The sequence below is a fragment of the Sporofaciens sp. St.21A7 genome, assembly GCF_059728535.1.
Map to the genome: position 1 here is coordinate 4,766,464 of NZ_BAAGFN010000001.1, position 23,915 is coordinate 4,790,378.

Sequence of the window (23,915 nt, forward strand, 5' to 3'; positions counted from 1 at the left end):
TTCTGTTGTCATTCACACAAAAGGAGGGAGTAATTGTGTCAGATGAAATGAATATCGTCAACAACAAAACAAAGGAAAACATTGCAGAAACATGTTCTGGGGAGGACAAAGGGGTTAAGGATGAGAATAAGATTGTTCCTATAAATAAGGCCAGTTCTGCGTACTCTGAAAATGCCGCATCTACGGCTGAATTGGCGGCTCAGCTTGTCGCCCAGTATGCGGCTCTTGCGGCTAATCAGTCTGGTATTTATGCCGCCAGCCAAATCTCTGCCTATCATAATGCGCCGTCCGCTGCTCAGGCACAGTTGGCAATACATGCCGCCAGTTTATCGGCAGGGCAGCCTGTGGATCCAACTGCCACACAGTCTGCAAACCTGCCGGTAACGGATACAGCTTCCCGTTTCGGATTTCAGCCTGTAACAGGAACGGCCACACAGACAGGTTCTCAGCCAATGACGGCAACGGCAGCCCAGACAGACTCTCAAGCGGCAGCGGCTACACAGGTACAGCCCCAACCGGGCACGGCTGCTCAGACACAATCTCAATCGGGAGTGGAAGCTTTCACACAGACACAGTCTCAATCGGGCGCAGTAGCTTCTACACAGACGCAGTCTCAACCGGCAGCGACAGCTTCCACACAGGCGGGAGTTCAGTCTGCAACAAGCACAGATGCTCAGACAGGATTTGCCAATACTTCTGATGTAGAAACCGCTTCTAACTCTTCTGCCGGGCAAGGGGTGAATGCTGCCGACTATATGGAAACGGAACCTGACGATGAGCCCAGACGCGGCAGCCTGAGACGCCGTTTCTTCCGCTCCGAGCCTGAGGATGACTTTGATTTTGACGAGGAAGAACGCCCAAAGAAACGTTTCTTCCGATTCCGCTCAGCCAATGAGGAGGAATCCAGAGACAAACTGATTCTGTCTCGGATTAAGGACGAAGACCTTATGGAATACCTTGCCCTAGAACAACGGAGAATCGAATTTCTTCAACAGGCAAAAGAAGCGAAGGAAAAGCGCATCCTGATTGCATTCCAGCTATTGATTTCACTGGCTGCCATCGTTGCGATTACTTATCTGTTACAGGATAATCCGACAATCCTTATTAGTATCCTGTATATCGTTGGAATCGTCGCGGCTCTTAACGTATGGAAGAATCCCCATGATAAGGGCAGGAAACGCTGAGATACAAAAGGGAGCTGTCTTTAGGCGGACACCCATAAGGAAGTAAATGAATTTTCCGGTAAAACCGGCGTAGCGAAAGGTTACGCCGGTTTTTCTGTACCTGCAGGTATATCCGGTTTATAAAGCGGAATACGGATTTTCCCCACATAAGTAAAATAAATTTCAATGGTGACATGCTTTCTCCCGCCGATTCTCTCCGGGCTGTGAATTACGATCCTGTCAATCAGCTCATTTACGGTGGAAGCATCAAGTTCCTGCAAGTCGGAATACCGGTCTGCAAGCTGGAGAAAGCGCCCCACATCGGCAATCTGTTCCGTCTCATTTTCAATTTCTTGTTCCAATGAGGAAGCAAGTCTCTGAATCTCCGCCTGTTCCGTTTCATACTGCGCCGAAAGTTTTTGAAAACGGAGGTCACTCAACTTACCCAGAACGGAATCCTCATAAAGTCTTTGGATAATCTTGTCCAAATCTTCCATACGCTTCTGTGCCCCGGAGAGGGCTTTTCGCTTCTGCGTCAGCTCCGCTTTCCGGCTGGCTTCGTCCTGCGCCAGCATTTCCTGCGTGAAATCATCCCGGAACAGCTGTACATAGGACAGCGTTCCCTGAATACATTCCAGAACCCTCTTATAAAGCGTGACCTCCCGGATATAATGAATCTGGCAGGAACCTGTGTTGCTCTTGTAATTGGAACATACAAAATGATTCTGTGAATCATCTTTGTAGGTATTGCAGGTGCAGTAATAGAGTTTTGCACCGCAGTCGGCACAATAGACAAGGCCGGAAAAAATACTTGTTTTCCCTGTCTTTGTCGGTCGGCGTTTGTTTGTCCGTAATTCCTGCACCCGTTCCCACTGCCCGCGTTCAATGATTGCCGGCTGTGTGTCCTCAAATATCCGCTGTTTTTCTTTCGGATTCACCATACGCTTTTTGAATTTCAAGGATTTGGTATAGGTCTTGAAGTTGACGGTACAGCCAGTGTATTCCGTTCTCTCCAATATTGTGGTGACAGATTTGGAACACCACTGGTACAGGTTATCCGGCATTGCCCATCCCTTTTGTTTTGCGTTATAAGCCGTAACCGTCAGCACCTTGCTCGCTGTCAGGATTTTTGCAATCTGCATGGGGCCTTTCCCCGCAATGCACAGGTCAAAGATACGCCGTACCACCTTTGCCGCTTCTTCGTCCACAATCCATTTCTTTTTATTCTGTGGGTCTTTCACATATCCATAAGGCGGGTTGCTGGCAATATGTTCCCCGGCCTCCCCGCGCATTTTCACAACGGCACGGATTTTCTTGCTGGTGTCCTTTGCGTAATAATCGTTAAAAACATTCTTGAATACAGCAAAATCATTCTCGCCCTTGGCGCTGTCCACATCATCATTGATGGCAATAAAGCGGACATCATAAGCGGGAAAGATGAAATCCTGTAAACGTCCCATATAGGAATATTCCCTGCCCAGACGGGACAGGTCTTTGACGATCAGGGTGGAGACTGAATAGTCCTCCACATATTTCATCATTTCCAAAAACCCGGGCCTTTGAAAATTTGTCCCTGAGAATCCGTCGTCCATGAAAAACATAGTGTTTCTAAAGCCGTGTTCTGCCGCATATTTGGACAATAAAGCCTTTTGAGACGAGATTTGTCAAGGGGAGTTTTTGTCAAAAGTTATCCATTGCAGAAATTAGCTGTAACTTTTAAAATCACTCTTTCGTGAGGTCATAAGAAATCCATAAGAAAGCATAAGCCCAATTCTTGACAAAATACGCATAACCGAATAAAATATAATTGTAAGATTATTCGGTTATCGTACTTTTTGGAGGATAGAAATGGATTACATATCAGTCAGAGAAGCGGCGCAAAAATGGGAAATCTCTGAACGGCGTGTTCAAAAACTATGTGAAGAAAGCAGAATAGACGGAATACAAAAATTCGGGCGTTCTTGGATGATTCCTAAAACAGCGAACAAGCCGATAGATTTACGAAGAAAAGATAATTCGTCCCAATAAGGCAGGTGAAATGTTATGTATAACCCACAGCTTGAAACATTTATAAGAGTAGCAGACGCAGGCAGCTTTAACAAAGCGGCGGAGGAATCCTTTATTACACCTACAGCTGTTATCAAACAAATCAATTTGCTGGAGGATTCGTTGGGCGTTAAACTATTTGATCGGACGCACAGAGGGCTACACTTAACAAAGGCCGGACACTCTCTATATCAGGATTCAAAATACATTATACAATATTGTAGAGATTCCATTACAAGAGCCAAAAATGCAATGCAGGAAGATAGCAATATTATTCGTATCGGTTCATCGCCTATCACCCCTGCACAGCTTCTTATGGAACTTTGGTCGAGAGTTCAAGCCTTGCACCCAAATATCAAATTTCAAATTGTACCCTTTGAGAACACCCCCGAAAACGCACGGGAGATTTTAGCCAATTTAGGCAAAAACATTGATATAGTCAGCGGTATCTTCGATGATACAATGTTAGATGTTCGTGCTTGTGCGGGCTTGGAATTGATTAGAGGCCCGTTTCATTGTGCTGTTTCAATTCACCACCGATTGGCAACCAAAGATAAATTGCAGCTTTCTGACCTCTATGGCGAAAATCTGCTGCTTATGCACCGTGGCTGGAGCCGCTATGTCGATCAGCTCCGAGACGACCTTTGGCAGAATCACCCACAAATAAATATTGTGGATTTTGACTTTTACGGAATGGATATATTTAATCGTTGTGAGAATACAAATGATGTATTGTTGGCTATTCCCGGATGGGCGAATGTTCACCCTCTACTGAAAGTAATACCTGTGGAGTGGAACCATTGTATTCCCTATGGAATCCTCCATTCTCCCACTCCAACGCCTACCGTACAGCAGTTTTTGGATGCTGCCGAAAAGGTGAGCAAGGAATTGTACCACTAAACAGATTGTTATAACCTTTAGGTATAAACTGATGAACGAAACGAGACTTCTTATGAGGTCTCGTTTTTTTATAATGTAATCAGAAAGGTTGGTGACGACTTTGAGAATAAATGCTTTTGTTGCGGTACTGATTTGCATAGCTGTTTTCTTGGCAGGGTGCAGCGCAGATATGAACAGCACTGAATCGGACACAGATTTCAAAGGAGCAGAAACTACTGTGCAAACAAATCAGAATGATACAGAACAATATACGCAAGATACGGAAATCTCCGATGTGATAAATGACACTGCCTTTGGCGATTACGGCAGGCTGATATTCCCTGTGAACAGCAGCTATTACAGCGGCGATACATTGGGCGAACTGGTGTTCACTTGGTACAACAATATCGATCCCGACAAAGCGGTAGAGATTGCAAACTATATGAAAAGCCACGCTGAAAACGGCGATGTAATCTTTTACGATATTTATACCGATGAAGAAAAAGCGGCCGATCCCGCAAAAGAAGATACAGGCTTGTTCTTCTTCAAAGGAAATCCCGGCGAACGGTTTGCGGTATGCAACGCAGGCGGTGGATTTGCCTATGTAGGTGCAATGCACGACAGTTTTCCCCACGCTTTGGAATTATCCAAAATGGGCTACAACGCCTTTGCCTTGATCTACCGTCCCGGCGCACAAACCGCCTGCGAGGATTTAGCGAGAGCAATCAGCTTTATTTTTGAAAATGCCGACGAATTAGAAGTAAACACCGATTGCTATTCCCTTTGGGGAGGCTCGGCAGGAGGAAGAATGGCGGCTTGGCTCGGCTCTTACGGCACGGCTGCGTTCGGGGAAAAAGATTTACCGCAGGCCGGGGCTGTGATTATGCAGTACACAGGTCACAGCGAATACAGCGAAAGCGACCCGCCGACTTACGCTTGTGTGGGCGAAAATGACGGTATTGCAAACTGGCGTACAATGGAGGCTCGGCTGAATCGCTTAAACGAGCTTGGAATCCCAACAGAGTTTCATCATTACGAGGGACTTCGCCACGGCTTCGGTCTCGGAACGGGAACGGTTGCAGAGGGTTGGATAAACGACGCTGTGAATTTTTGGGAAAATCAAATGCAATGATTAGCTCAAATTATCAATAAATCAGAGAAAGGACTATGACAATGAATAACTTTATTTTTGAAAACTCTACAAAGGTGTTTTTCGGAAAAGGCTGTGTAAAGGAATACCTTTGCTGCCTGACGAAGGCCTACGGCGATACCGTTATGCTATGTTATGGCGGCGGCTCAATCAAGAAAAACGGTATCTATGACGAGGCAACAAAAATCTTGGAAGCCGCAGGAAAAACCGTTGTGGAGTTTAGCGGTATTATGGCGAATCCCACCTATGCAAAGGTATTGGAGGGTGCGAAGCTGGCAAAGGAAAACGATGTCAGTCTGCTTTTGGGAATCGGCGGCGGTTCTGTTATGGACTGCTGCAAAGCGATTTCTATTGCTGCCCGATATAACGGCAATGTGTGGGAAGATTTTTGGGCAAGACCGGGTGTTTTTGATTTTGAGCCGTTACCCCTCGGTGTAATCGTTACCGTTACGGGTACGGGCAGTGAGTGCAACGGCGGCGCTGTGATTACTAATGAGGAATTGAAAATCAAGACGGGCAGAGATTATCCGCAATGCAATCCCAAATTCGCATTGCTTGACCCGACCTATACTTACAGCGTTCCCCAAAAACAAATGGTGTCCGGCAGCTTTGATATTCTGTCACACATTATGGAGATTTATTTCAGCGAGCCGAATGAGGACAATGTATCGGATGATATTTCCGAGGCGCTTATGCGAAGCGTGATCCGAAACTTGCGTGCCGCTATTCAGAATCCGCAGGACTACACCGCACGAAGCAATTTGATGTGGGCGGCGACAATGGCGGAAAACCGCGTTATCAAACTGGGCAAGCGAATGGATTTTGAGTGTCACCAAATGGAACATCAACTTGGCGCATACACAAACTGCAACCACGGCGAGGGGCTTGCCGTTTTGCACCCCGTTTATTACCGGCATATTTACAAATACGGCTTGCCAAAATTCAAACGGTTTGCAACCGATGTTATGGGAGTTTCAACAGAGGGCAAAACAGACGCAGAAATCGCCCTTGCAGGTATTGAGACTTTGGAAGATTTCATTGTCGAAATCGGACTGCCTGTATCTTTGCAGGACTTGGGAGTAAATGAAAATACCGACTTGAAAGCGATTGCAGATTCCTGCGCTCTTATGCCCGGTAGTTACAAAAAAATGACCCACGAAGAAATCCTTGAAATCTTCAAGGAATGTTATTAAAAACAGAAAGGAATAAAAACGATGAAAAAAATTATCTCACTTTTTATGGCGCTTGCTATGGTGCTGTCGCTGGCAGCCTGTTCGACAAATGAAGCCCCCAGCGCAACACCCGAAGAAAGCAGTACCCCGACAAACGAAAGTACCCCTGCACCGAGTACCACAAACGGAAAAAATCTTGTGGTGTACTTCTCAATGCCCGATAATGTTGATGACAGTACGGTTGTAATTGACGGTGAAACGCTGGGCAATACGCAGTATATGGCTTATGTGATTCAGGAAACAGTTGGAGCTGACATTTTCCGCATTGAGCCGGAAACGCCCTATCCCACCGACCACGACGAACTGGTTGACCTTGCAAGTGAAGAACAAAGCGACAATGCAAGACCGGCAATCAAAGACAAGATTGAAAACTTTGATACCTACGAAAATATCTTTGTGGGTTATCCCAACTGGTGGGGCGATATGCCGATGATCCTGTACTCTTTCTTTGACGAGTACGATTTTTCCGGCAAGACCATTATTCCCTTTAACACCCACGGCGGCAGCGGATTTTCGGGTACAATCTCCACAATCAAGGAGCTTGAGCCGAACGCCGAGGTATTGGACGGCAAATCTATCTCCCGCAATGATATTCAGGACGCAGAGCAGGAAATCGTAGATTGGGTAAATTCTCTTGGTCTTACCGAATCCGAAGAACAGCCCGATTCTTCTGCCGAAGCACAGCAGCCTACCGATGAAGCAGGTAAAACATTGGTTGTCTACTACTCCGCAACCGGCAATACCGAGAATGTGGCAAAAACTATTGCTACCGCAACAGACGGTGATTTGTTCGAGTTAGAGCCCGCTGAACCGTACAGCGACGCCGATCTGAACTGGACGGACGATAACAGCCGTGTTGTGCGTGAACACGATAATCCCGATGAACGTGATATTGCCCTTGTAAAAAGCACCGTGGAAAATTGGGACGAATACGACACAATTTTCATCGGCTATCCCATTTGGTGGGGAATTGCCGCTTGGCCTGTTGACGGATTTATCGAAGCCAACGATTTTACAGGAAAGACCGTAATTCCCTTTGCCACATCTTCAAGTTCGGGACTTGGTGAAAGCGGCGAACTGCTTGCTGAAATGGCAGGCACGGGCGATTGGCTGACAGGCGAGCGTTTTAGTTCCGGCGTCAGCGAAAGCGATGTAACGGCTTGGGTAGAAAGCCTTGAAAGATAACACTATGAAAAAAGGGATTATAATTTTGACAATGCTGATCGCCTCGTCGCTCATTCTTTCAGCGTGTGCTTCGCAGACACCCGACACCTCGGAAAGCAGCGAGGTGTCGGGGTCAGAAGGCGGCAGTACGGAGATTGAAAACAACGGTGAGCCGTCTGACACAGAGAAAGGTACAAACCGTTTTCCTGCTTCGCTTACCCCGATTCCCGACAGTTATTTGACCGAGGCAGAACAGCAGGGTACTTTGCAAGACCTTTATTACGATACTCACGAATCCTTTTCCTACAACGAAAAGAGCCAAAAACTCCAAAAGCACGCCGTTGTGTATCTGCCCTATGGCTATGACGAAAGCAAGCAATATCCTGTGTTCTACCTTATGCACGGTGGTTGGAGCAACGAATATACCTATCTCGGCAATCCCGATGAGCTGCAGGGAATGAAACATATTCTCGACCACGGGATTGCAAACGGCGAAATTCAACCGATGATTGTTGTTTGCCCTACCTACAACAACACAAGCCCGGAGGACAGCGGAGATTACAGCCTTGCTCTCCGGCTGACCGACAATTATCACAATGAGCTGATAAACGACCTTATCCCGGCGGTAGAGGGCAAATACAGCACCTATGCCGAGGACACCACCCCCGAAGCGATTGCCGCTTCCCGTGATTACCGAGCTTTCTGCGGATTTTCAATGGGTTCTATGGCAACTTGGCGCACCTTTGAGCATTCCCTTGACTACTTCCGCTACTTTATGCCGTCAAGCGGCGGCCCGGCGGCAAGCATAGAAACCTATGAGAGCGTAATTAAAGATTCGGGTCACGAATGGGACGATTTCTTTATCTTTGCCGCTTCGGGTACAAATGATTTCGCCTATTCGGGATTTAAGAATGGAATTGACGCTATGAGAGAAAGCGACAGCGGACTTTTCCGTTTTGCCGATAATGAAGCAGAGGGCAATCTATATTACCTTGAATCCGACGGCGATCATTCCGGCTACTATGCTATGCTCTACTTTTACAATGGATTGCGCTGGATATGGAGGTGATGAAAATGAGGTGCAAGCGAACAGTTAAAATTATCATTGATATTGCGATGTATCTGATTTTTGTCGCTCTTATGCAGGAGCATTTATGGTCGGACGGATTACACGAATGGCTCGGTATTGTATTGTTTGTATTGTTTATTGAGCACAATATTCTCAATTTTCGTTGGTATCAATCTTTTTTCAAAGGGAAATTTACAGCGACAAGAATCACATTGGCAACAATCAATATTGCCCTGCTCGCCGCTATGCTGTGCTGTATGGTGAGTTCGGTGCTGGTTTCAGGAAAGGTTTTTGCTTTTCTGAATTTGGGTGGGGCAAGATTCGGCAGAACGCTTCACCTTGTATCGACTGCGTGGGCATTTGTCTTGATGAGCCTGCACTTGGGACTGCATTTAACCTCTTTGACAAACAAACTTAAAAAGAATAAGAAACTTCTGCGGGCGGGTCAAATCCTTGCCGTTTTACTGGCGGCATACGGCGTTTATGTGTTTATCGGCAGAGCCTTTTACGAGGAACTGTTTTACCTTACCGAGTTTAAGTTTTTTGATACCGATAAATCGGCAGTCTTATACTTTTTTGAAACGGTCGCAATGTCCTTTCCCTTTGCTTTTATCACTTATTATGGGAGAAAACTTCTGCAAATGAAGAAAAATAAAATGAAAATTCAAGGAGGCACTATGAATAAATTATTGAAATCTATTCTTTCACTTGTTTTATGTATCGGTTGTGTATTTGCTCTGGCCGCCTGCGGTCAGCAGAACAACACCACTACGGATAACACCGACACAGCCGTAAGCAATAATACCGTCGCAGACAACAACACAGATGATTCTGCCGACAGCACCTCCGAAGAAAGCACAGCCGGAGATTCAAATATCTTGGTAGCCTATTTTTCGTGGTCGGGCAACACACAGCAGGTTGCGAACTGGATTTCCGATAAAACAGGCGGCGAACTGTTCAGAATCACTCCCGAAGTGGACTACACAGAGGACGATGTATTTGATCGAGCACAGGACGAACTGAACAGTGGCACCCGCCCGCCCCTTTCCTCTCACATAGACAGCGAAACTATGGCTGAATATGATGTTATCTTTGTGGGTTTCCCGATTTGGTGGTACGATCTGCCAATGCCTGTTTGGTCTTTCCTTGAAGAATATGACCTGTCAGGTAAGACAATCATTCCATTCTTTACTCATAACGGCAGTTCGTCGGGGGCGAGCAGCATTTCTACCGTAGCCGAGCTTTGCCCGGATTCCACCGTACTGACCGATGACTACTTTACCTATTCGGGCAACAATGTGGACGAAGCCGAAAGCGATGTTGACGAATGGCTGACCGAGCTCGGCTACAAAAACTAAACAAGGAGAATTTAAACAATGAAAAATATACTTATCTTATCCGGCAGTCCCCGTAAAGGCGGCAACTCCGATTTGCTCTGCGATGAGTTTATGCGCGGAGCAAAGAAAAGCGGCAACAATGTAACCAAAATCAATGTTGCAAGCAAAAAGATAGCGCCCTGCCACGCCTGCTATTTCTGCCGTGAACACGGCGGCGAGTGCGCCTATAAAGACGATATGGCTGAAATCCTGCAAGCGATGATCGACGTCGATGTGCTTGTGCTTGCAAGCCCCGTTTATTTCTATTCCATTGACGCACAATTAAAGGCGGTGATCGACCGAACAGTTGCACGCTGGCTGGAGGTTAAGGATAAAGAGTTTTACTACATTATGACCGCCGCTGATGAAGATAAATCGTCTATGGAAACCACCCTTGCCTGCTTCCGTGGCTATGCAGACTGTGTAAACGGCGCAAAGGAAATGGGTGTGATTTACGGTACAGGCGTTTATGAAAAGGGCGAGATACTGAATACCCACGCTATGGCACAAGCCTATGAAATGGGCAAAAATGTTTAGTGCATACAACAGGAGAAAAACAATGAATATTTTATTTATCAACGGAAGCCCTAATCAGAACGGAAATACTGCTGCACTTGCAAGCGAGCTTCTGAAAGGGAAAGAATATGAAACGCTGAATCTGACCGATTATAAAATCGGAAGCTACAGGCAGAACTTTGAGGGCGACGAGCTGGGTCAGGTCATTACGAAAATGGAACAGGCAGAGGTAATTGTTATCGGCTCTCCACTGTATTGGCACAATATCTGCGGCTCGGTGCGAAATGTGCTGGATCGCTTCTACGGCTTGGTAGAAAACGGCTCATTGTCGGGCAGAACACTTTATTTCCTCTTTCAAGGCGCTTCGCCGGAAAAATGGATGCTGGAAGCTGGAGAATATACGATGAAACGCTTTACGGCGCTTTACGGAATGAAATATGCAGGTATGGCAACTAATCGTTCCGAAGCGGCTAAATTAGCAAAAAACATCTGAAAACAATAAATCAATATGTTAGGAGGACAACAGTATGGCAGTAAAGCAAACGGCGGGAAGAACCGCCCTTGGAGAATTTGCGCCGAAATTTGCAGAACTCAATGACGATGTGCTTTTCGGTCAGGTGTGGAGCAGAGAGGACAAACTCTCCTTGAAAGAACGCTCTTTGATTACCGTGGTGGCGCTTCTTTCACAAGGGCTTACCGATACCTCATTTGTTCATCATCTGGAATCGGCAAAGGCGAACGGCATTACCAAAAACGAAATTGCCGAGATTATCACACACGCAGCCTTTTATGCAGGCTGGCCCAAAGCGTGGGCGGCTTTCCATTTGGCAAAAGATATTTGGAAAGAGGATACAAATGAAGCGGACGAAAAGACCGCTTATGAAAAATCAATGCTCTTTCCGATTGGACAGCCAAACGCCGCCTTTGCACAGTATTTTGTGGGACAAAGTTATCTTGCCCCTATTTCAAAAGAACAGGTGGGGATTTTCAATGTGACCTTTGAGCCGGGATGCCGGAATAACTGGCATATCCACCACGCCGAGAAAGGTGGCGGTCAGATTTTGGTCTGCGTTGCCGGCAGGGGCTTTTATCAGGAATGGGGCAAAGAACCGATTTGTATGACGGCAGGTGATGTTGTCAATATCCCGGCAGGCGTGAAGCACTGGCACGGAGCAGCGCCGGACAGTTGGTTTTCTCACCTTGCGGTGGAAGTGCCGGGAGAAAATACCCATACCGAGTGGTGCGAGGCTGTCAGCGACGAAGATTATGCAAATATAAAATAAGGAGAAAAGGATTATGGAATATGTGACTTTGAATAACGGAATCAAAATGCCGAAGCTGGGCTACGGCGTATATCAGGTGTCAAACGAGGAATGTGAACGCTGCGTATTGGACGCAATCAATGCAGGCTATCGCTCCATTGATACAGCGCAGGCATACGGCAACGAGGAAGCAGTCGGAAATGCTATCAGCAAATGCGGCGTTCCCCGTGACGAACTTTTTATCACCACAAAGATTTGGATTACAAACGGCGGCGATGAAAAAGCAAAGGAATCCTTGCAGGAATCTTTACGCAAACTGCAAACCGAGTATATCGACCTCGTTTTGATTCATCAGCCCTTTAACGATTACTACGGCACTTACCGTGCAATGGAAGAAGCCTACAAAGAGGGCTGGATTCGTGCAATCGGCGTTTCCAATTTCTATCCCGACAGACTGGTGGATTTGTGCAGCTTCGTGGAGGTTAAGCCTGCAATCAATCAGGTGGAAACCCATATTTTCCAACAGCAGAAAATCGCCCACGAGTATATGGAGAAATACGGCGTACAGCACGAATCTTGGGGCCCGTTTGCCGAGGGAAGAAAAGATTTCTTTACCAATCCCGTGCTGAATGAAATCGGCAAAAAGCACGGTAAAAGCGCAGCACAGGTCGCTCTGCGTTTTCTCTTGCAAAGCGATGTTGTGGTAATCCCGAAATCCACCCACAAAGAGCGTATGGAAGAAAACATCAATGTTTTTGATTTCACCCTTGATGAAAGCGATATGAACGCTATCCGGGCATTGGACGAAAACAAAAGCCTGTTTTTCTCTCATTACGATCCAGCAGTTGTGGAAAGGCTTGTGAAACTGCATTAACAATGGCTTTTCAAAGCGAGGTGGAACAAATGAAAAAAGGAGTAATTCTATCTGCTGTTATATTGAGTGTTTCACTTTTGATTACTGCTTGCTCGGCAAATCAGCCCATAGTTGATTCGGAAAGCAACGACATATCCGAAACTGCTCCTGCCGAATCGGAGACACCGAGCGAAACGGAGAACACGCCCGAAAAAACAGGTGTTATTGCCGAGCAGGTTTTGGACGGCAATGACGGAGAAATTCATTATAGTTATTACTTGCCGGAGGATTACGACGAAAGCAAAACCTATCCGCTGGTAATGACAATGCCGGGTTACAATATGATGTGGTTTGATGAGGATTCATCGGGCAGTAATCTGGAATGGAACGGTTTTCGGGTATGGACAGAACTTCCCGAAGATATGATTGTAGTTTCCGCCCAACTTACCGACTGGCACGAAACATCTGCACGGCAGGCGGTTGAGTTGACCGAATACTTTATCGAAAATTTTTCAGTTGATCGGGCAAGAATTTATGCTACCGGATATTCGGCAGGCGGTGAAACAATGTCACAAGCGGTATCAATGCGCCCTGATTTGTATGCGGCATATCTGCACGGAGCTTCGCAATGGGACGGTACTTATGAGGAAATAGCACAGAACGATGTTGCCGTATATATCTTTATGGCTGAAAACGACGAGTATTACGGCTCTGAAAAGGCACGCTCTGCCTATGACAGCTTGCAAGCAGCCTACCGTGAAAAGGGATATACAGACGAGCAAATCAGCGAATTGCTGGCTCTTGAAATCCCCGACAACGAGTACTTTAACAGCCGTGGCATTTACAACTACCACGGCGGCGGCAATATCGTGTTTGATGATGAAACCATTTTGAGTTGGATTCTTTCAAAAAGCAAAACATAAGAAATTCAATAAAGCACAATGTGTTTGCCTATTGTAAAACGGCGACCGTCGCCATTTTAGAAAAAGAGTTTTCCGTAGAATACAGGAATAGGAAAAGCGGGAGTGAATTTGCGAATTTACTCCCGCTAATTTTATCTTTCCTGTTCGTGTTTCCTTGCCGTCTTTTTATACCCGTTTTTGTGCGTCTGCTTTTTCTTCAAATGCTCACGAACGGATTGTACCTTTGTTTTTTCTTCCAATAATTCAGATACATCACGTTTGCTGTCAAACAGGATAAGCGGATCAAATTTTTCTCCGTATGCCGCTTTAATCTTGGAAGTGGCAGCTTGAATTTTATCTGATTGCAGGGCAGCCCGTTGTTCTAAGAGTTCTGCCGAATCCACATTTTTTGCCTGCGCCCTTAATTCTGAGAACTGCTTTAAGGCATCCTCCAACTCAGCAACATATTTTTCTTCCTGTTTTGTCAGCCGTTTCAAATTTTCCTCCATAGCCGCAACACTCTTTTTGACTTCGGCGATTCCAGTATCCTCACTACAATCAAATGAACTGAGGAGCATCGTCTTTTCGTATTTCAGTTCTTCCAAGTCTTCTGTCAGTTCGGCAATCTGTTTTGCCAAATCATTATGAGCAACAAACTGATAAAATGGTGTCGCTTTCTTTTCTGCAAGCAGCGTTTTCCGTTCTTTAGTCTTATTTTTAATCTGCTGTACCAGTAAGGAATATCGCTCTAAATCGGGCTTCAGCACATTCAGGCTTTCCGATAATTTGTGTTTTCCAAAACCAGCATAGCGAATCTGATAGCGGAAAATAACCATGTTCGCCCGTGAGGACTCCATTGCTTCTGCAAGAGCAGGAACAGATGCTTTAACTGCCTGCATCAGCTTCTTGACCGTTGCTTTCAGCTCACGGAGCAACGCATTGTCTGCCTTAATCTGACGATTTAACTCACAGCGGTCAGAAACAATACCCTTTTTCTCCAATGCTCTTGCAACCACACCCTCGTGAATAGTAGGCTGTTCATCAAGTCCCCGTTCTGCATGGCTGCGGTGGTCGATGTGTTCGTCGTGTCCGTATTGCTCCAAATGGCGGTTCGTCACATCAGCCCACGCCGCTCTCCATAAAACAAGTTGTTCTTCACTGTTCCAACGCTCGGCTATGGGATTTTGTCTGCCGTATTTCGTGCTTTTGGGGTATTTCGATACCCGTTCATAGCCTTTTTCTTCAGCAGCAGAAGCAGTCATATAAACCTTTTTCTTTCCTACCTTATACTGGTATTGCTTTTCCCATCCCTCTGTCTGTGCTGCCTTAAACTCATCCGCAGTAAAGCCTTGTTCCTCTCCATTTTTCACACAGAGATATTCTTTCTGCGTCTTATATTGCCAGTTCCCTTTTTCATCTAACGGGCGCACTGTCAGCATGATATGAGCATGAGGATTGTGACCGGGAGGGTATGGATCAAAAATCAATAATCATCTCATAGGTGAACACCCGCTTTGGATTTCGAATCAGCAATGCCAGTATATCAAACTCCTTAGCTGTCAGATTGACAGTCTGATCCTGAACCCGTACAAGCCTTTGCTCCAGGCATACGTACAGGTTGCCCTCCTGAAATTCAGTTAATGATGGATTGTTGCTACGAAGGTATGAAGGAAAACGTGGAACACAGTTTCCCTCATATTCCCGGACAAATTCAGTCAGTTCTTTTTTTCTTCCAGCATTAAGAACCGCAAATAACTTCTCACCAATCTGTCTGCCGGATTCGGATATATCTAATACAACTAATTTCCCATGTTACCCCCCCCCCCCCCTCCTGTTCATTCTGAATATTTCGTTGCTTACCCTCTAATTTCCTGCGACCTGCAAGTCACCTTTCTTCAATCGAAAGATAACATCTGCCTGCTTTGCAAGCTCATTGGAGTGCGTGACGATAACCACGCATTTATTCATCTGATGGGCACATTCTTTCAAAATTGCCGTGATTTCTGCTGCTGTATCTTCATCAAGGTTGCCTGTCGGCTCATCGGCAAGGATGACCTTTGCATCAGAAGCTAACGCACGGGCAATCGCTACACGCTGTTGCTGACCGCCAGAAAGTTTCAGAACATTTCGTTTGCTTTCTTCTTCGGTCAGTCCCACCCGCTCTAAAATAGGCTGTGGCGGCAGTTTAGAAGTCAGAGCCACATTCTCTTTTGGTGTAAGATAATCAATCAGATTGTAGCTCTGGAAGATAAAGGCTACATTGTTTTTGCGGTGCGTGGCAAGACCTACGGTATCAATGTCTTGCCCTTCAAAAAGGATTTGCCCCTCAAGCGGACTGTCTAATCCACCAAGCAGGGAAAGCAGCGTTGTCTTTCCGCAGCCACTCGGTCCAAGTATGGCGTACATTTTCCCTGCGTCCAATTCAGCACTCACGCCTTTTAACACATTTCGCTTGTTATCATAGGAGTAGCGAACTCCTTTTATCTCCATAATATTCATCGCTTTCTACCTCCTTAGCTCATCTTTGAAAGAATATCTCTCGGCTTCAAACGGAACACCGTCCACGATGCAAGCACTACTGCAATCGCAATAATGGCAATACCGATAAGATACACAGGCAATAGATACGCCGCTGAAATTTCAACATGAAGCGTTGCTGCACCTGTTGTTACTCTGGAAACCAAAAATTCACTTGCTTTTCCTGCAATCAGACTGCCGAAGAAAACAGAAGTTGCAAATGCGACAATCGCAACGGTCACAGTTTCCACAAAGAATTGCCCGATAATGCTCGTCTTGCTCTTACCAATAGACAGGTAAACGCCAATCTCTTTTTTACGCCCTCTAATCCAAAGAGTTAAAAGAAGTGTCAGCACAAGAGAGCTTACAACGATGATAATCACGATAATGGTATTTACCAAGCTCTGCAAGGTTTCAAGCGGTGCTTGTACGACCTCATATTCATCGGTATCAATGCTCAGTTTCAAGGATTTTCCACGAAACTCTGGCAAGTCCTTTACTTTATCATAGACATTCTGGATGCTTACAGGGTCTTCCACATAAATATCAATCTGTGTATAACCGTCTATCTTACGACCAAAGTTTTCAAACATCGTCGTGTAGTCCACATAGCCGCAGTTTGCGGGTATATCCGATACAGAAAAACCGCCGTTCCCAGAAGTACCCTCCGTACCGTCAAAAATACCAATAATTTTAAGCTCCACATTACTGTCGGAGTCCAGACAGTACATTGTCATCACATCACCCACAGACAGCTTATTGTAATCCGCAAGCTCTTTTGAAATCATCACGACATACTTATCTTCGGGGGTGATGTGTCTGCCGTCCACAAGGCTGTACTTTCCGCTTTCAAAATCAGAGCTTTTTTCAGAGGAAAGAGCTGCCGTATACGCAGACGACTCTCCATAAGGGGTATAGCTCAAATTAAATGCCGCAGGTAAATATTGAAAGTCCACGCCTGCTCCCCAAAATCCTCTCGGATTGTCAGAATTATAATCTACAACGCCGTCCACCTTTGAAATGGCATCTAAAATCTCTGGGGTAATGTAATCGCCATTGTAGGTATAGGTCATCCCGTATCCGTCTTGGCTCGAATCGTATTGGTTGGTAGGGTCAATTTCCAAAAATAATTTACCGCCGATAGCTGTCTGCACATCCGCAGTCGCACCCTCGGATGCATCACGGATTGCCAGACCTGTCAAAAAAAAGGTCGAAATAATCGCCAATACCAAGAACAAAATCAATGTCTTTGCTTTCTGCCGAAAGCAGTAAAGAAAAGCTCTCTTTACAAAATTCATTACGCATATCCTCCTTAGCTCATTTTTGTCAGTATCTCTCTTGGTTTCAGCTTCAAGATAGAAGCCGATGAAAGTAGTACAGAAAGCACAACTACGATAAGCTGGCATCCATATATCATCAGAGTTTTTCCAATACCCAGAGTGAGATAACTGTCGATATTTACTGCATCGCTTATTCCGCTTTGCAATACCGCACTGCTTATAAGATTAGGCTGAAAATCTGCAAGCAGATAATTACCTAAGTTATGGCTTATTTTAAAGCTCACAGCATAAGAGAACAGAAAGGCGGCGGCAGCGACAAACAGTACCTCTAACAGAAATTGCTTTATGATTTCCCCCTTTGGGATACCTGCTCCTAAAAGGATGCCTGCTTCTGGTATGCGACCTCTGATACGCAAAGTTAAAATCAAAGTCAAAATAGCGGCACTCACTATGGAAACACACGCCAACAGGATTTTTATTAAATCCCCTAAAGAAGCAAGACTATCGGCAATTTTAGAATACTGAAAATCGTTAGTGCGGATAAAATGTGTTTTCCAATCAATTTCCTCTATCTGCTGCACCTTAGATACAATCTCATCCAGTGTCTTAGGGTCGGTCACATAAAAACCAACCTCGCCTGTATAAACAGACGGCTCGCTTGCGGCAAGCTGTGTCAAAACATCAATACTTGCGTAAATACGATTTTCTTGTCTGCCTGCGGTTGCTGTTACATTCGCATCAGCTTCCAGAATGTCATATATTCCGACAATCGTTACAACTATCTCTTTTCTTTCCCCAGACCACACATCAATGTACTCGCCGTCAGCTTCTCCAAGCTCGGACGATGACAAGACAATCTTATCTCCAACAGACAAGCCATTCGCAGCAGCCACATCAGAGCTTATCAAAATGGCATTTGTATCTGCTTCCGTAATATGTCTGCCTGTGGAAAGAGTTAGTACCTCGTCTACAAAATCTGTTTCCAATGCAGAGTAGCAAAGTGCTGTAACTGCTCCCATATTGTTATCCTCAGTGTGTTTCTCTCCGTGGATAAAAGTAATGGGATTGCCTTGAGCAAGTTGTTCGCCCTTGGCATATCCATAATTGATAGGATTGTGGTATGCAATATCGCCACAACTTTGTATCTGCTTTATCTCATTATCAGTAATACGGATATGGTTTTCCGTAACTGTCATTTCGCCGTTTTCATCTGATACGACGCCTGTACTTGCCCTTAGATAAAAGGCAGCTCCTAAAGCTCCTCGAATGTCGCTCGCTAATTTCTCGGATGCGGTAAGAAGCGTAAAACAGGAAATGAGAAAGGTCGAAACGACCATTATGAGCAGAAAGATACTGATGGCATTTCCTTTTTTGCGGAGCAGATACAGACCTGCCCGCTTTTTATAATCCATTTAGGCAACATCTCCTTTCTGCTGACAATCATATCTTTTTTTGATTAGTTTTTGGTTAGCATTTGGTATGCGTTTCATTCGTTTTTAGAGATGCAAAGGAGCCGCCAGATAACTGACGGCTTCCTTAGAAGATGATTTTAATTTAATTTCAGATAGAACGCAACACCTTTGTCGGTATTCATGATTTGGTATCCCATTTGGTGCAGGTCAAGGATAGTCTTTACAATGTATAATCCCAGACCGCTTCCGCCTGTGGCTTTGCTTCGGGATTTGTCCGCCCTGTAAAACGGCGTAAACATATTTTCCAAGTTATCCTCATCCAAAAATACGCCTGTATTTTCCACAACCAGAATGTGCGTATCCCTGTCAAAATCTGCATAAACTTTAGCCCCATCTTTTGAGTGGCGGATGGCGTTGCCGATGATGTTGGATAATGCTTTGGCAAACAGGTTGCGATTGACCGATACGCTTATATCTTCTGGGATGTTCTGCAAAATAGCAATGTCCTTTTCAGCAGCCAAAGGCTGTAATTCTGTGACTACTTTGCTTATCATATCAGCTAAAGAGAGTGTTTCCAGAGAGCTTCCGATATTCATTGTTTCCATTTTCGTAATGGACAGTATCTCTTTGACTAAGTATTCAATGTCCTCGGCGGATTTTAGTACCTGCGGCAAATACTTGTCGTGATTTTGGTAGTCCCCGAAACCTAATATCATATTTTCAAGCTGACCTTTCAGAATAGTCAACGGTGTTTTCAGCTCGTGGGAAACAGCCGCAAAGAAATTCCTGTGCTGTTCCTCAAGCATCTTAAACTTCTTGACATCTTTGGTTAGCTGCTGATTTGCTGTTTCCAGTTCTTCCATTGTACTTTGCAGTCTTGCCGCCATTGTATTCAGACTGGAAGAAAGCACACCGATTTCGTCCTTACGGTCTGTATCACATCTCCAAGTCATATCAAGTTCGGTCATCCGCTTGGAAATCTGACTGATTTTTGCAATCGGTGCAACAATCACTCGGCTGCAAATCAAAGCACTTAGGGCAGATAGAAGCAGAATGACCGTCAATACTAACGGAATAAAGCGGAGCAGCAGACTGAACAGTTCACTTGCCGTTTTGGAAAGAGAAATAACAGAAAGCGTATAGCTTGCCTTATCTTCAGAAAAGGTTACATCTGTTGTATAGGTCTGTGCTGTTGACAGGTCGTCGCCAATGTTGTCAAAATCTCCGAAAGTAACGCTGTTCTTTTCATTTCCTAACATCGCCACGGCATTGTTTTCAATACAGAAATTTGTAATCAGAGTTGTTCCGTCCTCATAGTTTTTGTTTTCCAGAGCAGAGAACAACGCTCCCGCATTGGTTTCAAATTGTTTGCTACCTGTGAGCTGATAACTTTGTGGCACGAATATAAGGACAATGCCGTATATCAAAATGCTACACAAGGTCAATGCGGTAAAGACCCACAGGAACACTTTTGCACTTAGTGAGTTACTGATTTTCTTTCGCAATTTTGTATCCCACCCCTCTGACAGTTTCTATGTAATCCACGCCTAACTTTTTTCGCAAATTCATAATGTGGAAGTTGACACTTTTTTCCTCGCCGATAAATTCATATCCCCACACAAGGTTGAGCAGCTCATCTCTTGTGAATACTCGTCCTTGATTTTTAAGGAACAAGAGTAAAATATCAAACTCGGATTGCGTAAGAATGACCTCTGCACCTGCTACAAGAACTTGCCTTTGCTTGGCACTTATCTGAAGTTCCTTATATCGGATAATGTCTGTACCCATATCCGTTGTTTCTGTTCTTCTAAGCAATGCTTCCACACGCTTTAGTACCAGTTTGATAGAAAAGGGCTTTGTGATATAGTCATCTGCCAATAAATCAAAACCTTTTATCTGGTCATCCTCTGTATCAAGGGCAGTCAAAAGGATAATTGGGGTCTGTGCTTCTTGTCGTACCATTTCGCAAACAGCATATCCGTTGATTTTCGGCAGCATAATATCCAAAAGGATAAGGTCTATGTGGTGGGTATGAAAAGCATTGATACCCTCCAGACCATCCGATGCAGTCACAACTTCATAGCCGCAGGCTCTAAGCGGCTCGGCTAAGATATTTTGTATTGCTATTTCATCTTCAATAATCAGTATTGTTTTTGCCATATCTGAAACCTCCAATCTGATTATACTAAGGCTTGATTAGTTTTTGATTAGATTTTTCGATTTTCTTATTATAGACATTTAAATGAATAATAGCAATAGATTTTACAATTAGCGGTTAACAGGAATTCACGATACAGTTCGCAAGCAATGCAATCTTCCGTAAGATTGCGTATTTAGCAGAAATCCCGTCCCCGGAATTTCTGCTAAATGCTTGTTGGTGACATGTCCCCCAACCCCTGAGATCATCACCTGCGGTGATGGCTGCGCGTTCCGTTGGAACGCTGAAAATCAAAAACTAAATAGAAAGACAAAAGAAAACTGCTATGCAATCGGATAACCCTTTTGCATAGCAGTTATTCTTTTTCCGTTTACCTGGCATTCGTCACAAATTTTGCAATATTTCCTTATGGACTACCGCCATTTGACACTCCCTTCTTTTTATATCATCAGCCCCGCCAATATCACACTGGCAATCAATCCCGCCAGCGTAGAGAGCAGCGCGCCCGTCAGCGAATAACGCGTCTTCGTCACCTTCGCCGTCATGAAATACACACTCATCGTATAGAAAATCGTCTCCGTGCAGGACATACTGATAGACCCAATCAATCCTATGTAAGAATCTGTCCCGAATTCTTTGAACAAATCCAGCAATAGCCCTGTTGCCGCCGAGGACGAGAACATCTTGACTACCGTCAGCGGGACAAGCTCCCCCGGGAAACCAAAAGAACCCGTAACACTTCCGATTATTTCCGAGATAAATCCTAAAAACCCCGACGCCCGCAGGATTCCCACGGCAACCATCAGCCCTACCAACGTCGGCATAATCTTAATGACTGTAAAAAAACCGCTTTTAGCTCCCTTGATAAAAGTATCGTATACATTTACCTCCATCAGGATTCCATAACTAATGATTCCGAAGATTACCAGCGGCACGATAAAGTCGGTCATAAACAATAATAACTTCACACGGCGTCCCCATTTTCATACAAAGCTTATTCTTATTGTATGTGGGCAATATCCATTTTATGAAGCTATAAGCCTGCATCTTGCCGCTTCCAAAAAAGGCCAGATGCTGCATGCACCTGACCTTTTCCTATATTCTCCATAAAATGCATGACTGCCGCTTACTATCCGCCTCTTACGCCAAATTAGTATGACTTGCCCCAGTAAGCCATGTGTTTTGCCGGTTTGCCGCACCAGATACATTTGTCTGAAATCATATCCTCGTCCTCAATCAGACATCTGGTCGCCGCGCCGCCTGTCACATACTTCACTTCACCTTCACACTCCGGATCGCCGCACCAGCATGCCTTCACGAATCCACGGTTCTTCTTGAACTTCTCTGTCATCTCATCCATCGTGACCGCTGTGTCAATGTGTCCCTGAAGGAACTCATTTGCCCGGTCATACATATCCTGCTGGATCGTCTCTAAAATCTCGCGGAGCTTAACAGCAATCTCATCCATAGAAACCACAATCTTCTCACGGGTATCCCGGCGTACCACAATTACCTGGTTCTTCTCAAGATCCTTAGGCCCAATCTCGATACGTGTCGGAATTCCTAACATCTCCTGCTCAGAGAACTTCCATCCCGGACTCTTCTCGGAATCATCAATCTTCACTCTGTATCCAGCTTTCTTGAGTTCATCTAAAAGCGCGTGAGCCTTGTCAAGAACGCCCTCCTTGTGCTGTGCGATAGGAATTACCCGGCACTCCACAGGAGCTACATGTGGAGGCAGTACCAGCCCGTCGTCATCGCCGTGAACCATGATCAGCGCGCCGATACTTCTGGTGGACCATCCCCATGAAGTCTCGTATACACTCTGAAGCTCATTGTTCTTATCTACATATTTGATATCAAATGCATCCGGGAATCCGCTTCCGAAGAAATGGCTGGTGGCTGACTGCAGCGCCTTACCGTCATGCATCAATGCTTCGATGGTATAGGTATCCTGCGCCCCCGCAAACTTCTCATGTTCTGCCTTTCTTCCTGATACAAACGGAATCGCCAGTGTCTCTTTGTAGCAATCCTCATATACATGGAGCATCTGGATAGTACGCTCCTCTGCTTCCTCATAAGTCGCATGGATGGTATGCCCCTCCTGCCACAGGAATTCCCTGGAACGCAAGAAAGGTCTGGTGGTCTTCTCCCAACGGAGTACGGAATTCCACTGATTCCATACCTTAGGAAGATCTCTGTAGGACTTGACCGTCCTTGCCCACAAATCACAGAATAATGTCTCAGATGTCGGACGGATACACAGCCTCTCCTGCAACCTCTCCATACCGCCGTGTGTTACCCATGCTACCTCCGGCGCAAAACCGTCTACATGGTCAGCCTCTTTCTCAAGAAGCGCCTCCGGAATCAACAGCGGAAGGGATACGTTCTCCACTCCGGTTTCTTTAAATCTCTTGTCCAAATCAGCCTGAATCAGCTCCCAAATCGCATATCCATTCGGAAGGTAATTCAGACATCCCTTAACACTTGAATAATCACACAATTCTGCCTCGCGTACCACATCCGTATACCACTGTGCGAAATTCTCTTCTCTGGATGTGATATTTTTTACCAGTTTTTCCTTTGCCATGTTTCTCTTCTCCTTTTCTTTTCCGGCAGGGCCCTTGCTCCACCATATTCTCAGCACTCCCAGATTCATGGACATCTTCTAAAAGTACTCTCGTTGTCGGAAGTATCCTCGGTCTCGGTAATCGTACCCCAAAGGGCACACCGTAATTCATGCCCCTTGTGGGTCTGGTAGACTTCGTCCAATAAGGTATACCCACAGGGCATCCCGTAATTCATGCCCCTGACGGGGCGGGTGGACTTCGTCCATAAAGGTATACCCACAGGGCATCCCGCAATTCATGCCCCTGACGGGGCGGGTGGACTTCGTCCATAAAGGTATACCCACAGGGCATCCCGCAATTCATGCC

24 protein-coding genes are annotated in these 23,915 nt (G+C 45.4%); 13 read left to right on the forward strand and 11 right to left on the reverse strand.

Annotation, left to right across the window (positions count from 1 at the left end; translation table 11 throughout):
* Nucleotides 1-35: 35 nt before the first annotated feature.
* Nucleotides 36-1,184, forward strand: a complete 1,149-nt coding sequence (locus tag AC6I3O_RS23720; RefSeq protein WP_497852983.1) for a hypothetical protein — start codon at nt 36-38, stop codon at nt 1,182-1,184.
* An 80-nt stretch (nt 1,185-1,264) separates the two neighbouring features.
* Here the strand turns inward: AC6I3O_RS23720 and AC6I3O_RS23725 are convergent, their stop codons facing one another.
* A complete protein-coding gene (locus AC6I3O_RS23725; protein WP_497853581.1) occupies nt 1,265-2,824 on the reverse strand; it encodes a DUF4368 domain-containing protein in 1,560 nt (519 codons plus the stop codon).
* A gap of 187 nt (nt 2,825-3,011) precedes the next feature.
* Here AC6I3O_RS23725 and AC6I3O_RS23730 point away from each other — a divergent pair, with 187 nt between their 5' ends.
* From AC6I3O_RS23730 to AC6I3O_RS23785, 12 genes are all read left to right on the forward strand, one after another.
* Complete coding sequence (locus tag AC6I3O_RS23730) at nt 3,012-3,191, forward strand: helix-turn-helix domain-containing protein (protein WP_075821022.1); 180 nt, start codon at nt 3,012-3,014, stop codon at nt 3,189-3,191.
* Between the two features lie 15 nt (nt 3,192-3,206).
* On the forward strand, nt 3,207-4,109 hold the full coding sequence (locus AC6I3O_RS23735; protein ID WP_497852984.1) for a LysR family transcriptional regulator: 903 nt from the start codon (nt 3,207-3,209) through the stop codon (nt 4,107-4,109).
* Between the two features lie 169 nt (nt 4,110-4,278).
* On the forward strand, nt 4,279-5,220 hold the full coding sequence (locus AC6I3O_RS23740; protein WP_497852985.1) for an alpha/beta hydrolase: 942 nt from the start codon (nt 4,279-4,281) through the stop codon (nt 5,218-5,220).
* A gap of 41 nt (nt 5,221-5,261) precedes the next feature.
* Nucleotides 5,262-6,431 (forward strand): iron-containing alcohol dehydrogenase, encoded by a 1,170-nt coding sequence (locus tag AC6I3O_RS23745; RefSeq protein ID WP_497852986.1) that lies wholly within the window; start codon nt 5,262-5,264, stop codon nt 6,429-6,431.
* A gap of 57 nt (nt 6,432-6,488) precedes the next feature.
* Entirely contained in the window at nt 6,489-7,655 is a 1,167-nt protein-coding gene (locus tag AC6I3O_RS23750; protein WP_497853583.1) for a flavodoxin, read from the forward strand.
* Between the two features lie 4 nt (nt 7,656-7,659).
* The gene (locus AC6I3O_RS23755; protein WP_497852987.1) at nt 7,660-8,703 is read left to right on the forward strand and encodes an alpha/beta hydrolase; all 1,044 of its coding nucleotides are present in this window, start codon (nt 7,660-7,662) and stop codon (nt 8,701-8,703) included.
* Nucleotides 8,704-8,708: 5 nt separating this feature from the next.
* Nucleotides 8,709-10,061 (forward strand): flavodoxin, encoded by a 1,353-nt coding sequence (locus AC6I3O_RS23760; protein ID WP_497852988.1) that lies wholly within the window; start codon nt 8,709-8,711, stop codon nt 10,059-10,061.
* 18 nt (nt 10,062-10,079) lie between these two features.
* On the forward strand, nt 10,080-10,616 hold the full coding sequence (locus AC6I3O_RS23765) for a flavodoxin family protein (RefSeq protein ID WP_497852989.1): 537 nt from the start codon (nt 10,080-10,082) through the stop codon (nt 10,614-10,616).
* Nucleotides 10,617-10,638: 22 nt separating this feature from the next.
* The gene (locus tag AC6I3O_RS23770) at nt 10,639-11,088 is read left to right on the forward strand and encodes a flavodoxin family protein (protein WP_497852990.1); all 450 of its coding nucleotides are present in this window, start codon (nt 10,639-10,641) and stop codon (nt 11,086-11,088) included.
* A gap of 34 nt (nt 11,089-11,122) precedes the next feature.
* Nucleotides 11,123-11,878, forward strand: a complete 756-nt coding sequence (locus AC6I3O_RS23775; RefSeq protein WP_497852991.1) for a carboxymuconolactone decarboxylase family protein — start codon at nt 11,123-11,125, stop codon at nt 11,876-11,878.
* Nucleotides 11,879-11,891: 13 nt separating this feature from the next.
* The gene (locus AC6I3O_RS23780; RefSeq protein WP_497852992.1) at nt 11,892-12,731 is read left to right on the forward strand and encodes an aldo/keto reductase; all 840 of its coding nucleotides are present in this window, start codon (nt 11,892-11,894) and stop codon (nt 12,729-12,731) included.
* Between the two features lie 29 nt (nt 12,732-12,760).
* On the forward strand, nt 12,761-13,633 hold the full coding sequence (locus AC6I3O_RS23785) for a carboxylesterase family protein (protein ID WP_497852993.1): 873 nt from the start codon (nt 12,761-12,763) through the stop codon (nt 13,631-13,633).
* A 131-nt stretch (nt 13,634-13,764) separates the two neighbouring features.
* On the opposite strand, the gene AC6I3O_RS23790 is transcribed toward AC6I3O_RS23785, so the two are convergent.
* The 10 genes from AC6I3O_RS23790 to AC6I3O_RS23835 form a co-directional block, all read right to left on the reverse strand.
* Nucleotides 13,765-15,099, reverse strand: coding sequence for a MobA/MobL family protein (locus tag AC6I3O_RS23790; RefSeq protein WP_497852994.1), 1,335 nt, complete (start codon nt 15,097-15,099; stop codon nt 13,765-13,767).
* Nucleotides 15,089-15,145: a hypothetical protein gene (locus AC6I3O_RS23795; RefSeq protein WP_497853585.1), complete on the reverse strand. Its 57-nt coding sequence runs from the start codon at nt 15,143-15,145 to the stop codon at nt 15,089-15,091. Before AC6I3O_RS23795 ends, AC6I3O_RS23790 begins: the two co-directional genes overlap by 11 nt.
* Before the next feature lie 330 nt (nt 15,146-15,475).
* Nucleotides 15,476-16,111 (reverse strand): ABC transporter ATP-binding protein, encoded by a 636-nt coding sequence (locus AC6I3O_RS23800; protein WP_322200802.1) that lies wholly within the window; start codon nt 16,109-16,111, stop codon nt 15,476-15,478.
* 14 nt (nt 16,112-16,125) lie between these two features.
* Entirely contained in the window at nt 16,126-17,427 is a 1,302-nt protein-coding gene (locus AC6I3O_RS23805) for an ABC transporter permease (protein WP_497852995.1), read from the reverse strand.
* Nucleotides 17,428-17,441: 14 nt separating this feature from the next.
* Nucleotides 17,442-18,821, reverse strand: coding sequence for an ABC transporter permease (locus AC6I3O_RS23810; RefSeq protein WP_497852996.1), 1,380 nt, complete (start codon nt 18,819-18,821; stop codon nt 17,442-17,444).
* A gap of 137 nt (nt 18,822-18,958) precedes the next feature.
* Complete coding sequence (locus AC6I3O_RS23815) at nt 18,959-20,326, reverse strand: sensor histidine kinase (protein WP_497852997.1); 1,368 nt, start codon at nt 20,324-20,326, stop codon at nt 18,959-18,961.
* Complete coding sequence (locus tag AC6I3O_RS23820) at nt 20,307-20,981, reverse strand: response regulator transcription factor (protein ID WP_322200798.1); 675 nt, start codon at nt 20,979-20,981, stop codon at nt 20,307-20,309. Before AC6I3O_RS23820 ends, AC6I3O_RS23815 begins: the two co-directional genes overlap by 20 nt.
* 438 nt (nt 20,982-21,419) lie before the next feature.
* A complete protein-coding gene (locus tag AC6I3O_RS23825; protein ID WP_497853587.1) occupies nt 21,420-21,929 on the reverse strand; it encodes a spore maturation protein in 510 nt (169 codons plus the stop codon).
* Between the two features lie 200 nt (nt 21,930-22,129).
* Nucleotides 22,130-23,569 (reverse strand): proline--tRNA ligase, encoded by a 1,440-nt coding sequence (gene proS / locus AC6I3O_RS23830; RefSeq protein WP_497852998.1) that lies wholly within the window; start codon nt 23,567-23,569, stop codon nt 22,130-22,132.
* A 65-nt stretch (nt 23,570-23,634) separates the two neighbouring features.
* Nucleotides 23,635-23,829, reverse strand: a complete 195-nt coding sequence (locus AC6I3O_RS23835; protein WP_497852999.1) for a hypothetical protein — start codon at nt 23,827-23,829, stop codon at nt 23,635-23,637.
* Nucleotides 23,830-23,915 lie beyond the last annotated feature (86 nt).